Source organism: Aeromonas sp. 25-AL00135 (assembly GCF_054052385.1).
The window spans coordinates 157,057-171,190 of sequence record NZ_JBSTYQ010000010.1; the positions used below are offsets into that span (position 1 = coordinate 157,057).

Annotated in this window: 14 protein-coding genes; 8 read left to right on the top strand and 6 right to left on the bottom strand. The window is 59.9% G+C overall.

Features of this window, described 5'->3' with window-relative positions:
• Positions 1 to 11: 11 nt before the first annotated feature.
• A complete protein-coding gene (locus tag ACW5XC_RS11575; protein ID WP_042053388.1) occupies positions 12 to 1,787 on the bottom strand; it encodes a M4 family metallopeptidase in 1,776 nt (591 codons plus the stop codon).
• Between the two features lie 348 nt (positions 1,788 to 2,135).
• Between ACW5XC_RS11575 and ACW5XC_RS11580 the strand changes: the two genes are divergently transcribed.
• Together ACW5XC_RS11580 and rimJ are read left to right on the top strand one after the other, a co-directional pair.
• Complete coding sequence (locus ACW5XC_RS11580; protein WP_042053389.1) at positions 2,136 to 2,690, top strand: GNAT family N-acetyltransferase; 555 nt, start codon at positions 2,136 to 2,138, stop codon at positions 2,688 to 2,690.
• Positions 2,690 to 3,241: a ribosomal protein S5-alanine N-acetyltransferase gene (gene rimJ, locus ACW5XC_RS11585; protein WP_042053390.1), complete on the top strand. Its 552-nt coding sequence runs from the start codon at positions 2,690 to 2,692 to the stop codon at positions 3,239 to 3,241. Before ACW5XC_RS11580 ends, rimJ begins: the two co-directional genes overlap by 1 nt.
• A 62-nt stretch (positions 3,242 to 3,303) precedes the next feature.
• Here the strand turns inward: rimJ and ACW5XC_RS11590 are convergent, their stop codons facing one another.
• From ACW5XC_RS11590 to ACW5XC_RS11600, 3 genes are all read right to left on the bottom strand, one after another.
• Positions 3,304 to 3,552, bottom strand: coding sequence for a hypothetical protein (locus ACW5XC_RS11590; protein ID WP_005340533.1), 249 nt, complete (start codon positions 3,550 to 3,552; stop codon positions 3,304 to 3,306).
• Positions 3,553 to 3,861: 309 nt separating this feature from the next.
• A complete protein-coding gene (locus ACW5XC_RS11595; RefSeq protein WP_456516097.1) occupies positions 3,862 to 4,911 on the bottom strand; it encodes an oxidoreductase in 1,050 nt (349 codons plus the stop codon).
• 135 nt (positions 4,912 to 5,046) lie between these two features.
• Positions 5,047 to 6,210, bottom strand: a complete 1,164-nt coding sequence (locus tag ACW5XC_RS11600) for a multidrug effflux MFS transporter (RefSeq protein WP_042053392.1) — start codon at positions 6,208 to 6,210, stop codon at positions 5,047 to 5,049.
• A gap of 238 nt (positions 6,211 to 6,448) precedes the next feature.
• On the opposite strand from ACW5XC_RS11600, the gene rdgB reads away from it, so the two are divergent.
• Together rdgB and hemW are read left to right on the top strand one after the other, a co-directional pair.
• Complete coding sequence (gene rdgB / locus ACW5XC_RS11605; RefSeq protein WP_042053393.1) at positions 6,449 to 7,045, top strand: RdgB/HAM1 family non-canonical purine NTP pyrophosphatase; 597 nt, start codon at positions 6,449 to 6,451, stop codon at positions 7,043 to 7,045.
• 90 nt (positions 7,046 to 7,135) lie between these two features.
• Entirely contained in the window at positions 7,136 to 8,281 is a 1,146-nt protein-coding gene (gene hemW, locus ACW5XC_RS11610) for a radical SAM family heme chaperone HemW (protein ID WP_042053394.1), read from the top strand.
• A gap of 117 nt (positions 8,282 to 8,398) precedes the next feature.
• On the opposite strand, the gene ACW5XC_RS11615 is transcribed toward hemW, so the two are convergent.
• Positions 8,399 to 8,638, bottom strand: a complete 240-nt coding sequence (locus ACW5XC_RS11615) for an alternative ribosome-rescue factor A (RefSeq protein WP_042053395.1) — start codon at positions 8,636 to 8,638, stop codon at positions 8,399 to 8,401.
• A 214-nt stretch (positions 8,639 to 8,852) separates the two neighbouring features.
• Entirely contained in the window at positions 8,853 to 9,308 is a 456-nt protein-coding gene (gene zntR / locus ACW5XC_RS11620; protein WP_042053396.1) for a Zn(2+)-responsive transcriptional regulator, read from the bottom strand.
• Positions 9,309 to 9,723: 415 nt separating this feature from the next.
• Here zntR and purH point away from each other — a divergent pair, with 415 nt between their 5' ends.
• The 4 genes from purH (at position 9,724) to ACW5XC_RS11640 (ending at position 13,922) form a co-directional block, all read left to right on the top strand.
• Positions 9,724 to 11,331, top strand: a complete 1,608-nt coding sequence (gene purH / locus ACW5XC_RS11625; protein WP_042053397.1) for a bifunctional phosphoribosylaminoimidazolecarboxamide formyltransferase/IMP cyclohydrolase — start codon at positions 9,724 to 9,726, stop codon at positions 11,329 to 11,331.
• Positions 11,332 to 11,445: 114 nt separating this feature from the next.
• A complete protein-coding gene (gene purD / locus ACW5XC_RS11630; RefSeq protein WP_005341242.1) occupies positions 11,446 to 12,732 on the top strand; it encodes a phosphoribosylamine--glycine ligase in 1,287 nt (428 codons plus the stop codon).
• Between the two features lie 277 nt (positions 12,733 to 13,009).
• Entirely contained in the window at positions 13,010 to 13,384 is a 375-nt protein-coding gene (locus ACW5XC_RS11635) for a cytochrome b562 (RefSeq protein ID WP_042053398.1), read from the top strand.
• Positions 13,365 to 13,922: a cytochrome b/b6 domain-containing protein gene (locus tag ACW5XC_RS11640; RefSeq protein ID WP_042053399.1), complete on the top strand. Its 558-nt coding sequence runs from the start codon at positions 13,365 to 13,367 to the stop codon at positions 13,920 to 13,922. Before ACW5XC_RS11635 ends, ACW5XC_RS11640 begins: the two co-directional genes overlap by 20 nt.
• Positions 13,923 to 14,134 lie beyond the last annotated feature (212 nt).

Below are 14,134 nucleotides of genomic sequence, written 5' to 3' on the forward strand. Positions count from 1 at the left end.
CACCGGGTGGATCAGTAGCTGGCCTTGAGGGTCACGCCACTGAACGCTGCAAACCCTGACAGCTGCACATGCCAGGTGCCCGCCTTGGGATTGGTGAACGAGCAGCTTTCGTTATTGCCCCCCTTGTAGGGGCGGCAGTCGTAACTGCTGCTGGTGGGGGCGCTGCCAAAGCGGACGTAGAGGTCGGCATCACCGGTACCGCCGCTGCTGCTGATCTGCAGCGACCTGGTGCCCGCCGGTACGTTCAGGGTGTAGTTGAGTTTGCCACCCTTGCTGGCGGCGAGGTTGCTCACCGGCACGCCGTTTTGCAGCACGTTGTCGCTCGGTGGCGGCGTGCTGCCGCAGCTGGCATCGACCCCGACGGTCTGGAAGGCCCGTGCCACATCCGCCTGACTGTAACCCAGATCGGCGGTCGCCCGGCTGACGCCGCAGGCCCCTTGCTGATAGTTGGTGTTGGCGCCCCAGTAGAGGCGGTTGGCCAGCAAGAAGACTTCAAATGCCTTGCGGGTGTTCCAGCCACTGCTGGTGGCGAGCAGGTAGAAGGCGCGGTTATAGACCCCGGAGCTGTGGTGTACATCCATCCCCTCCTGATAATCCGCCGCATGGCCGATGGACCTGCCATCCCGGGTCGGATCCTCGAAGTAGCGCAGGGAGCCGTTGCCCTTGAAGATCTGGGCGCCGACCAGCCAGTCGTTGCTCCCCTTCATGTAGAACTCGGCCGCTTCCCCCGCCATATCGGAGAAGGCCTCGTTGATGCCGCCGGATTGTCCTGAATAGATCAGCCCGGAGTTCTGTTCGGTAAAGCCGTGGCTCACCTCGTGAGCCGCCACATCAAGGCTCACCAGCGGGTGGAAGGTGGTAGCGCCGTCACCGAAGGTCATCTGGCTGCCATCCCAGAAGGCGTTCTCGTAATTCTTGCTGTAGTGAACCCGCATCTTCAGTTTGAAGGTGAGGGGCGCCGTGTTGTACCAGTTGCGGTACATGTCGAACACCACGTTGCCGAAGTAGTGGGCGTCGTTGAGGGGCGAATAGGCGCCGTTGATCTCCTTGACCCGGTTCTCCGGGCAGGTGAACTGGTGGATGGCACCGCCTGAGGTGGCGTGGTTGAGGTTGATGGTATCGACGTTGGGGCTGGTCATCCGGCAGTTGTCATCCACGATGAGCGGGCCAAAGTCGGTGCCGTAGACGTATTTGCCGGTCTTGATGTTGCCCCCGGGGCCGGTGGCATCCTTGTGGTTGATCCCCTCCCAGCGTTTGAGCTCCTCACCGCTCTGGGCATCAAGAATGACGAAGGGGCGGCTCGGCTTGTCACCTTCGGCGATGAAGGAGACCTGATAAACCAGCCGGGCCAGCCCGTTCTCATCCTGCATCACGTAGAGTTTGACCTGCTCGTTGCTCCCCTTGCTGCCCGCCTTGGCCTTGCTGGCGGCATCCTGTGGCGAGAGGGTGGCGACCGGGCTTGCCACATCCTGATCGATCTGGCGCAGCATGCGCCCGCTGGCCTGTTGCAGCTGGCCGTTCAGGCTCTTGTCAGCTACCACCACCTGACCCATTACCGGGATGCCGTTCCAGACCTGCTCGTAGCGGATCCGCTGCTGGCCATTGGGCAGCTTGACCACCCGCACCTGACGAAACTCGCCATCTTCCAGCTGCAAGGTACCACTCGCGGCACTGAGGCCTGTCATGGCCCGGATGCCGTTTGCCGTTACGTTGATCTCTACCTCTTGCGCCGCCAGTGCGGCGCTTCCCCAGCAGGCCAGCGCAACGGCCAGATAAATTTTATTCATCTCTTCTTTCCTTAAATCGATGAGGTTGATAAACCGACCGAAGGTCGGGCGTTTTGAAGCTAGTGCCGGTGGGGGAAAGTGCCCCCTGTCAAAAGTGACAGCGCAGCACAAAGGGGTAGCAGGATCTGCCAAAGTGCCGTTTGGGGGGCATTTATCGGCGTCATGTGGAGAGCATTATCCGGTTTCAGACTCCCACCCTCCTCTTTTGAGGGAGGAGAGTACGTGCGCTGTCACCCTCTGCGAAGCCTGCCGGAGGGGGGCCGTAAAAGTGGCTGGCGCGGCCAGTGGCGATTGGCTACATTGGGTGGCTGGTTCGCTATTTGATCACTGATTTGAAAGGAGAATCCCATGTTTTCATGGCAGTTGGACGACGAGCTTGCGCTGCTCTTCTTGCAGCCCGATATGGCGAGCGAACTGTTTGCCCTCTGCAATGACAACCGGGAGTACCTCTCCCAGTGGCTACCCTGGCCGCCACTGATCCAGCGCCCCGTTGACAGCGCCCTCTTCATTCGCAGTGCCATCGAGAAGTTCGCCCGGGGCGAGGGGCTCACCACCGCCATCGAGTATCAGGGGGAGGTGGTGGGAGTCATAGGTTACAACAGCATCGATCACGACCTTGGCAAGGTGGTCATCGGCTACTGGCTGGTGGAGCGCTGGCAGGGTAACGGCATCATCACCCGTGCCTGTCAGGCCCTGATCCACCACGCCTTCGAAGAGATGGGGATGGAGAAGGTGGAGATCAGCGCCGCCACCGATAACGAGCCCAGCAGGGCTGTTTGTGAACGGCTCGGGATGCAGCTTGAGGGGGTGACCCGGCGCGCAGAGCGGCTGGGCAACCGGATTGTGGACCATGCCCACTACAGCCTGCTGCGCGATGAGTGGTTAAGGCAGAGGGAGTCCTGATGGCGCTGCCACATATCAAGACGGCCCGCACCCACCTGACCATACTGTCGCCGGATCAGGCCCCCATGATGCTCGACTTCTACCGGCGCAACCGTGACCATCTCACCCCCTGGGAGCCGCTTCGGGACGAGCACTTTTACACCCTCTCTTACTGGCATGCCCGGCTGCAGGACAGCTACAGCCAGTTCTTCAACGGCACCGGCGTCAATCTGGTGGCCATCGATCCGACTGGCGAGCGGGTGATCGCCACCTGCAACTTCAGCAATATCCTGATGGGGGTCTTCAAGGCGTGTCATCTGGGCTATGCCATCGACCAGCAGCATCAGGGGCAGGGGGTGATGAGAGAGGTGCTGTCAGCCGCCATCGACTACCTGTTTCGGGAGCACGATCTGCATCGCATCATGGCTTGCTACATGCCAGCCAATCAGCGCAGTGGCTCCTTGCTGGAGCGGCTCGGCTTTGAGCGGGAGGGGTTTGCACGGGCGTATCTGATGATCAATGGCCGCTGGGAGGATCATATCCTCACCTCGCTGATTAATCCGGCCCCCTGAGCGACAGATAAAAAAACGGGTCCGAAGTTGCCTTCGGACCCGTCTTCGAATGAGGTGCAGGCTTAGTTGGCCTTGGCATCGCTCACTGCAGCTTCAACCTTGGTAGCGGCTTCGGTAGCAGCTTTTTCTACGGTTGCAGTCGCTTCGGAGGTGGCCTTCTCTACGGTAGAGGTGGCTTCGCTAGCGGCTTTTTCTACAGTGGCAGCAACTTCGGCGGCCGGAGCAGCAGCAGGAGCGGCAGCTTTTTCTTCTTTCTGACCGCAAGCAGTCAACATCAGACCCAGGATACCGGCTACCAGTACTTTGTTCATGTGCATTCCCTCAAAAAAAGATGGAGAGATGGTCTGTGCAACCATCACAGCGCCCACCGTTGCCCGGTATTGAAACAAGAAGCCGGGAGGCAGCAGGCGGGCGCAATATAGCCCCATTAGTTACCGATGAAAACGGATATCACAATGACATTTTTTCGTGCCGTGGATAAAAAGCTCCACTGCAACGACTGATATCAATACAAGATGCCGTTAAATGGCGCTAATTGCACAATAAAACACCACCTTGCTGTCATCTTGCGGCGGTTTAACAAGGTCAAGGTTGCTCAAGCGCGGCCGATGACCCGTACCTTAGTCAGACAGCTTCTGACAGGGCAGCCGTTTTCCCTCAAGGTGGCTCTGACGGGCCAGATCCAGCAGCGCCATCACCGCCAGCGCTTCACTTGCTGGCACCGGGTTGCTCCCTTCCCCCTTGATGGCGGCGCAGACACCGCGATAGTAGGCGCCATAATCCCCCGCCTCACCCACCACGCTCTGCTGCTGCAGCTGACCATCGACAATGCGGCTGAGCTGACCTAGTTCGCTATCCATGCCCCAATCCGCTGCCGGTGGCCGCTTGCCCAGTTTGAGCTGTTCTTCCTGCACATCCATACCGAATTTCACGAACGAACCCTGGCTGCCGTGAATGACAAAGCGCGGCATGGTGGCCGAGACCAGACAGCTGCCATGCAGAATAACCCGCAGAGCACCGTAACCCAGCACCACATGGAAGTAGTCGTCCGCCAGTGCGCCGGGGCGCTGCTCGGCCAGATCGGCCTGCAACCAGTCCGGCTGGCCGAACAGCTGCAGCGCCTGATCCAGTACATGGGGGCCTAGATCGAACCAGAGGCCGGAACCCGGGCCACCCGCTTCGCGCCGGCGCGGGCGCACTTCTGGGCGATAGCGATCGAAGTGGGATTCGAACTGGGCGATCTGCCCCAGCGTCCCCTCGGCAATCAAACGGCGCACGGTGAGAAAATCCCCGTCCCAACGGCGGTTGTGGAAGATGCTGAGCAGTCGCTGCTGCTTCTGCGCCAGTTCGACCAGTGCTTTCGCTTCTGCCAGATCCAGAGCAAAGGGCTTGTCGATCACCACATGTTTGCCTGCCAGCAGCGCCTGGCGGGCGAGGGGGGCATGGGTGTCGTTGGGGGTGGCGATCACCACCAGATCGACGGTCTCATCGCTTAGCACCTCCTCCAGTGAACCGACCCGGCAGCCGGGCAGATCGGCCTGCACCTTGGCGGCATCGCGGCTCACCACCCAACTCAGGGACAAGCCCGGTGTGGTGGAGAGGAAGGGGGCGTGGAAGGTCTTGCCTGCAAAGCCATAGCCCACCAGGGCTGCGTTGAGAGTGTGGCTCATCGGGAGTTCTCCGCTGACATCGAGTGAGTGGGGTTGCCATCGCCGGCTCTCTGCCGGATGGCCATATGCTGTAAAAGCGATACAAACGAGAAGGGGGCCGATGGCCCCCTGAGTGTGCCCATCAGAGCACAGGATTTATTGCAAACACAAGCGACGACCGCGTCGGGTCATCAGCATCACCAAGGGCGGCAGCAGCAGCCACATATGCAGCGCCAGCTGGCTCAGCGGGTCGTGCATCAGGGCGCCGGTCAGGCCAACCAACGCGCCGGATCCGCTCATCTGGAACAGGCCGAGCAGAGCCGCGGCGGTACCGGCGCAGTGGCCGAACGGTGCCAGCGCCATCCCGGCGGCAGCGCCCAGGATCATGGCAAAGCCGATGCTGGAGAGGAATACCGGCCCCATCATCGCCAGCGGATGCTCGATATGCATGGCCAAAGTCAGGGTGATGGCCGAGAGCATCAACACCAGCAGGCCGATGCGCAGGGTGCGTCTTGGCCCTACCTTGGCGATAAAGCGCGGCGCCATAAAGCAGGCCAGAATGTTGAGGGCGGCGTTGGCGGTAAACCAGTAGCTAAAGCCGCTCATATCGAGCCCCAGTTTCACCATCAGCTGCACCGGTGCGGCGGTGACATAAGCGAGGATCACCGCCATCGCCAGCATGCACAGCGCCGCATTGAACAGGAAGCTGGGGGAGCGCAGCACCGGGCTGTAGCGGGACCAGCTGATGAGGGCCCCTTCACTGCGGGTCTCCTCCGGGCGGGTCTCCGGCATCCGCCACATCAGCCAGCTGCCGACGATGAGCGCATAACCGGCCATAAACCAGAAGTTGGCAGACCAGCCCGCCTTGGCGGTGAGCCAGCCACCGAGCAGGGGGGCCAGCGCAGGAATAAAGCAGATGGCGCCATTGAGATAGGAGATCATCTGACCGCTCTTTTTCGGGCCATAGCTGTCACGCACCACCGAGAAGGCGGCGACCGAAGTAGCGCAGGCGCCGAAGCCCTGCAGCACCCGGGCCAGCATCAATTCGCCGAGGCTGGCGGCAAAACCGGCCCCCAGCGCGCTCAGGCCATAGAGCAGCACGCCGCCCAGCGCGATGGGCTTGCGACCGTAGCGATCGGCCAGCGGGCCAACAAGCAGTTGCCCCAGCCCCATGCTGAACAGGAACCAGGTGATGGTGCCCTGCATCAGAGTTACTTCGGCGCCCAGCTGCTCGGCCATCTGCGGGATGGCGGGCAGGTAGATGTCGATAGCCAGCGGACTGAACAGCACCAGTAGTACGAGTAAAAGTATCAATGGCATCTGTCACCTCTTTAGTCAGCCAGGTTAATGAATTGGGGCGCGAGTCTACTGACTCACAGTAATGAATAGAAATGGTATTTAATCACTTTGGTTATTCCATTATGGAAACATGTATTAAAAAGCTGGTTATTCGATGGCGGCAAATCCCCCGTAACCCCATCACAGCGGGTGTAATTGACGCTTTTACTAAACGCTTGCGCCGCATAGAATGCGCAGATTATTTTTGCGGAGGTGCTCGATGAACAAGCTTGTCCTGGCAACAGGTAACCAGAAAAAGGTGAAGGAATTGGCCGCCATGCTGGCCGATATGAAGATCCAGGTGATCCCACAGAGCGAGTTTGCGGTCTCCGATGCCGATGAGACCGGCACCACCTTCGTCGAGAATGCCATCATCAAGGCGCGCCACGCCGCCCGCATTACCGGTCTGCCCGCCGTGGCCGATGACTCCGGTCTGGAAGTCGATCTGCTGCAAGGGCGCCCCGGCGTTTACTCCGCCCGTTTTGCCGGTGTGGGTGCCGGTGACAAGGCCAACATCGAGAAGCTGCTCGGTGAGCTGCAAGGTGCCCCCGAGTATCTAAAGAGCGCTCGCTTCTGGTGTGTGCTGGTCTATATGCGCCACGCCGACGATCCCACCCCCATCATCTGTCAGGCGAGCTGGGAAGGGATGATCATCGACGAGCCACGCGGTCAGCACGGTTTTGGCTATGACCCGGTATTCTTCGTGCCGGAGCACGACTGCACCGCCGCCCAGATGCCCGCCGAGCTGAAGAACCAGCTGAGCCATCGCGGTCAGGCGCTGGCCAAGCTCAAAGCGGCGCTGGCTGCGGCGCACTGAGTCACTTCGCCACCTTGTCGGTTACACACGGTCAATTACACATAGTCATCTACAATGGGGGCCTTGAGCCCCCGTTTTATTGGAAGCCCCATGCTGCAACTGCCGCCGCTCTCTCTCTATATTCATGTGCCCTGGTGCGTCCAGAAGTGCCCTTATTGTGACTTCAACTCCCATGCCCAGAAGGGGGAGTTGCCTCACCTCGAATATGTCGTCGCTCTGCTGGAGGATCTGGATCAGGATCTGAAGTGGGCGCAGGGGCGGCCGCTCTCCTCGATCTTTATCGGCGGCGGCACCCCCAGCCTGTTGACGGTGGAGGCGATGCAAACCTTGCTGGACGGAGTACGGGCACGCATTCCGCTCACTGTAGATTGCGAGATCACCATGGAGGCCAACCCGGGTACGGTTGAGGCGGACAAGTTCGCCGGTTTCCAGCGCGCCGGCATCAACCGTATCTCCATCGGGGTGCAGAGCTTTCAGCAGGAGAAGCTGACCCGCCTCGGCCGCATTCACGGCCCGGAAGAGGCGCGCAAGGCCGCTGCACTGGCCCATGCCATCAAGTTGCCCACCTTCAATCTGGATCTGATGCATGGTCTGCCGGATCAGAGTCTGGATGACGCCCTTTACGACCTGCAGCAGGCGATCGACTGCGCCCCGCCGCACCTCTCCTGGTATCAGCTCACCATAGAGCCGAACACGGCGTTTGCCTCCAAGCCGCCCACACTGCCGGAAGATGACACCCTGTGGGACATCTACGAGCAGGGCCACGCCATACTCACCGCCAGTGGTTATCGCCAGTACGAGATCTCGGCTTACGCCAAAGAGGGCTACCAGTGCCATCACAACCTCAACTACTGGCGCTTTGGTGACTATCTGGGGATCGGCTGTGGCGCCCACGGCAAAGTGACTGATCTCGCGGATCTGCAGATCCTGCGTACCGCCAAGGTTAAGCATCCGAAAGGGTATCTGGACAAGAGTCGCCCCTATCTGGACGAGCAGTGGCAGGTGACGGCAGACGATCTGCCGCTCGAGTACTTTATGAACCGCTTTCGCCTGTTCGAACCGGCCCCCAAGGCGGAGTTCGAGGCCTATACCGGCCTGCCGCTGGAGCGGGTGGAGACGGTGCTGACCATTGCCCAAAGCAAGGAGCTGATCCAGGATCTGGGCGACAGCTGGCAGCTTACCACCCTCGGTCATCGCTATCTGAACGTGTTGCTCGAACTGTTTATGGATGAGTAAGCGTCCTGTTGAGGCGCGCTTTTGAGGCGGTGAGTTGGCGTTGCCAAATCGCTTCTTCTTTCAAAACAATCAGGGCGCTATTGGCGCCCTGATTGTTTATGGTCGGTAGAAATCCGCTCAGCAGCAGACGCGGATCATCTGCTGTTGGCCGGGCTCCCACCGCTTGCCAAATTTGGCCTTGCGCTGGTAACTCCCCTTGCCCTTCTTGCTGCGCTCGACCCGGCTGCGAAACAGGGGATCGGAGAGCAGGGCGTGCAGATGGTTATCCTTTATCTCGCCGCGCTGATGGGCATAGTTGCCCCCTTGCGCATGCTCCTCACGGTGGAGGGCGGGTTGGTCGACCCGAATTTTGGCCATGATGGCTCCTCTTCTTTTCTCTTGGTGTGTTGATACTTGTGTCTGGATGGCGGTTTTCACTGCGAGCGCCTGTGCAGGCTAGCGCCCGGCAACCGGATGCACCTGCACCGATTAAAAACGCGGCGATTTTGTCACCAAATCGCCGCCGGAGCAATGCATCGGGCGCGCCGAGTCAGTCACACTGAGCCAGGCACGCTCAGTCAGGCATACCATGTCAGCCGTGAACCGGGTCATGCTGGTCGTGGCTGTGGTGCTCGTGATGGGCCGGGGCACCAGATTCCAGCGTCTCGAGGATGGCGCAGTGCTCCGCCGAGCGCGGCCCGCCGCAGCAGATATTGGAGAGCTCTCGCAGGTTGTCGCGAAAGCGGGTCAGTTCGATAATCTTCTGCTCCACCTGGGCCAGCTTGGTGTCGGCCACTGCTTTCACCTCCTGACAGGTGACTTTGGCCTTGTTGGTATCGAGGTCGAGCAGCTCGCCGATATCGGCCAGCGAGAATCCCACCGACTTGGCGCGAATGATGAACTCCAGCCGCCGCCTGTCCTGTTCACTGTAGAGGCGGTAGCCGGATTCGTTGCGGATCCCCGGTGAGATAAGCCCGTTCTTCTCGTAAAAACGCAGGGTATCTGCCTTGACCCCGCACGCCTTGGCCAGTTCACCGATCCGATACATGCTCTCTCTCCCCTTGAATGTATTCCGCCACAAAAACCGGAATCCACTATCACCCCTTTGCCCATGGATTGCCAGCCAAGGGCATAAAAGGGGCAGATAAACATCTCCTGGCGACCCTTTTTTCCATAAAACACTGAAAGTGCAAACGTTTCGAGAAAATCAGGTGGAAAACGTTTAACGCCGCGCCAAATAAGGCTTTGCTGTTTCAAAAAATCCACCACAGGTCACATTTTTTGTGTAGAATACGCGCCCATAACAGAGCGCCGCACCAAGCGGGCATTTCCTAAAACGCTTTTGCCGGATGTCGGGGCGAGAGTGGTTTGCGAAATCCCCCACTTCCATTTATTTGGGGACTCTCTGTGTTGAGCCTCGCCTCCCATGGAACGGTCCCCGTTATGTTGAGGACGATAGTGTGATGGAACAAGCTCGACCCATTCGCCGTGCACTGCTGAGTGTGTCTGACAAAACTGGCATTCTGGAATTTGCCAAGGCACTCAACGAGCGTGGTGTTGCCCTGCTCTCCACGGGCGGTACCGCCAAGCTGCTTGGCGAGGCGGGTCTGCCGGTGACCGAGGTCTCCGACTACACGGGTTTCCCTGAAATGATGGATGGCCGGGTCAAGACCCTGCATCCCAAGGTTCATGGCGGCATTCTCGGCCGTCGGGATCAGGATGATGCCATCATGGCCCAGCACGCTATCTCCCCCATCGACATGGTTGTCGTCAACCTCTACCCCTTTGCTGCTACCGTTGCCAAAGCGGGTTGCACCTTGGCCGATGCGGTCGAGAACATCGACATCGGCGGCCCGACCATGGTGCGTTCTGCCGCCAAAAACCATAAAGATGTCGCTATCGTCGTCAAAGCCGCCGACTATGATCGGGTTATTCGCGAAATGGATGCCAACGGCAACAGCCTGAAACTGGCGACCCGTTTCGATCTGGCCATCGCCGCCTTCGAGCACACCGCTGCCTACGACGGCATGATTGCCAACTACTTCGGCACCCTTGTTTCTAGTTATGGGGTTCCTTCCTACGGTGACAACAAGGAGGGTGACGAGGAGTCACGCTTCCCGCGCACCTTCAACAGCCAGTTCATCAAGAAGCAGGACATGCGTTACGGCGAAAACAGCCATCAGGCTGCCGCCTTCTACGCCGAAGAGCATGCCGCTCCGGGTTCTGTCTCCAGCGCTATCCAGCTGCAGGGCAAGGCGCTCTCCTACAACAACATCGCCGATACCGATGCGGCGCTGGAGTGCGTCAAAGAGTTCGACGAGCCAGCCTGCGTCATCGTCAAGCATGCCAACCCCTGCGGTGTGGCCATCGGTAGCGACCTGCTGAGTGCCTACGATCGTGCCTACCAGACCGACCCTACCTCTGCTTTCGGCGGCATCATCGCTTTCAACCGTGAGCTGGATGGTGCCACTGCGGCAGCCATCGTGGCCCGCCAGTTTGTCGAAGTGATCATCGCCCCGACCGTCAGCCAGGAGGCCCGCGATGCGGTCGCCGCCAAGCAGAACGTGCGTCTGCTCGAATGCGGTCAGTGGACGGCACCGGCGCAAGGGTTTGACCTCAAGCGCGTCAACGGCGGCCTGCTGGTACAGGAGCGGGATCTCGGCATGGTGACGCTGGGTGACCTGACCGTGGTCAGCAAGCGACAGCCGACCGAGGCCGAGCTGCAAGATCTGCTGTTCTGCTGGAAAGTGGCCAAGTTCGTCAAATCCAACGCCATCGTTTACGCCAAAGATGGCCAGACCATCGGCGTCGGCGCTGGCCAGATGAGCCGCGTCTACTCCGCCAAAATTGCCGGTATCAAGGCGGCGGATGAAGGGCTGACCGTGGCGGGCTCCGTGATGGCCTCCGATGCCTTCTTCCCGTTCCGCGACGGTATCGATGCTGCCGCGCAGGCCGGTATCTCCTGCGTGATCCAGCCGGGTGGCTCGATGCGCGATCAGGAGGTGATCGATGCCGCCGACGAACACGGTATGTGCATGGTGTTCACCAACATGCGTCATTTCCGTCATTGATGGGTCAGGGGCTGCCGATGGCGGCCCTTTTGTTGTCTCTTTTCAACTGACTATTTCCACTGACTGACGGCCCGGGGGGCCGTCCGGTGACCACAAATAGAAGCGAGCGATACGATGAAAGTACTGATCATTGGCAACGGTGGCCGCGAACACGCTCTGGCCTGGAAGGCCAAACACTCCCCACTGGTACGTCACGTTTTTGTGGCGCCGGGCAATGCGGGCACCCAGCTTGAGCCGGGGGTCGAGAACGTCGCCATCGAGGCGACCGATATCGAAGGGTTGCTGGCCTTTGCCAAAGAGAAACAGGTCGGCCTCACCATCGTCGGGCCGGAAGCGCCGCTGGTGAAAGGGGTGGTGGATGCCTTCCGCGCCGCCGGTCAGCCGATCTTCGGCCCGACCGCTGCCGCTGCCCAGCTGGAAGGCTCCAAGGCCTTCACCAAGGATTTCCTGGCCCGTCACGCCATCCCGACTGCCGAGTACCAGAACTTCACCGAAGTGGAGCCTGCGCTCGCTTATCTGCGCGAGAAGGGCGCCCCTATCGTCATCAAGGCCGATGGTCTGGCGGCGGGCAAGGGGGTGATTGTCGCCATGACCTTGCAGGAGGCGGAAGACGCGGTGCGCGACATGCTCTCCGGCAATGCCTTTGGCGAAGCGGGCTCCCGGGTGGTGATTGAGGAGTTTCTGGAGGGGGAAGAGGCGAGCTTCATCGTCATGGTCGATGGCGAGCACGTGCTGCCGATGGCCACCAGTCAGGATCACAAGCGGGTTGGCGACGGTGATACCGGCCTCAACACCGGCGGTATGGGGGCTTACTCCCCGGCGCCTGTGGTGACCGCCGAGGTACATCGACGCGTGATGGAGCAGGTGATCATGCCGACCGTGCGCGGCATGGCGGCCGAAGGCAACGTCTACACCGGTTTCCTCTACGCCGGTCTGATGATCGACGGCGCAGGCAATCCCAAGGTGATCGAGTTCAACTGCCGTTTCGGCGATCCCGAGACCCAGCCCATCATGCTGCGGATGCAGTCCGATCTGGTGGAACTTTGTCTGGCCGCTTGCGCAGGCAAGCTGGATCAGAAAGAGGCCATCTATGATCCCCGTGCCGCTATCGGCGTGGTGTTGGCGGCGGGTGGCTATCCCGGCGATTACAGCACCAACCACCCCATCAGCGGCTTGCCGGTGGATGAAGTGGCGGGTGAGAAGGTGTTCCATGCCGGTACCCGTCTGGAGGGAGATACCAGCCTGACCGCTGGCGGCCGTGTGTTGTGCGCCACCGCCCTCGGCCACACAGTGGCAGAAGCCCAGCAGCGTGCCTATCAGCTCGCTGGCCGCATCAAGTGGGATGGCGTCTTCTACCGCAAGGATATCGGCTGGCGCGCCATTGCTCGCGAACAGGAGTAACTGACGCCAGCAAATGGCCAGCTGATTCAGACCCCGCTACAGCGGGGTTTTTTGTCCCTGTTTACCGCTTTCAACCATCCTCATTATGCGCGTCACCAGCGTTCAATCAGTTACCAAGCGCAAACAAGCACGGCATATCTGTCACTATTTGCCACAAAAAACAGCATTTTTCACAAACGTTTCACCATGAGTCATGGCATCATGCTGGTGATGAATTCTTGTTTGGATTCATAAGTACCCCTAACAATTCGAGCATGTCGTTATATAAGGAAATCCCATGTTGAAAACCGTCCGCCCCCTGCTGTTGCCCCTGATGTTTGGCCTGATGACCCTGCCTGCCGTGGCGGGTGATCTGGAACAGCCGATGAAGAAGATTGGCTTCAACTACAAGCAGGCCGTCAAGGCTGATGATGCAGCCACCATGGAGAAGCACATCAACGAGATGAAGGCCCAGCTGGATGTGGCCAAGCAGAAGAACATGCCGGCTGCCAAGAAAGATAAATTCCTTGAAGGAATGAACGAGGTACAGACCGAGCTGGACGCCAGCCTGGCCGCACTCAAGGCGGGTGATGAGGCCAAGGCGCGCGAACATCTGGCCAAGGTCAACGACCTGAAGAAGGAGTACCACAAATATGCCAAGCAAAAAGGGTGAGCCCTTTCGCTGGGATGCGCTGGTTCGCCTGACCCACTGGGGCTTGGCGGCGGTCTGCATCGGCAATCTCTGGGTTAACGAAGCGGGGGAGGAGTGGCACGAGTGGCTGGGTTACAGTGCCATTGGGCTGGTTTCCTTGCGTCTGCTCTGGGGGCTCACTTTTGCCCGTGGCTACGCTCGCCTTGGTGCCCTCATCCCCAGCGGTGAGGATTTTCGCCAGCAAGCGCGCGAGATGCGTGAGCGGCAGCCTCCGGCACCGGGTCATCACGGTAGCGGCAAGCTGGCCGTGTGGGCGCTCTGGCTGGTTGTGCTGGCCACCGCTGGCAGCGGCTGGTTTCAAAATACCGAGACGGGATTTGAACTGGGAGCTGACGAGTGGCATGAGTGGTGCGTGGTGGCGCTGCAGGGGCTGATTGGTCTGCACCTGCTGGCCATTGTCTTTACCTCCTGGCGCCAGCGCAGCAATCTGGTTACCCGGATGCTGCCTGCCATCGGGCGTCGCTCATCCATCCAGAGCGGCAGTAACGAGCAAACCTGAGGCTCAGCATTAGGCTCCTTGTCTCTGAGTGAGGCGCCTGATCCGGACCCTGCCCAGACCCGCCCATGGCGGGTCTTTTCTATGACCTCATCGAGCTCACCACAGGGCATTGCCCGATACGTATGTCTAGTCCTGAAATAGGTTTACACATTTTCAACTAGCATTTCTCTACTCAGAACCCCCTATGTACCGCATCGGGGGTTCTGTATTTC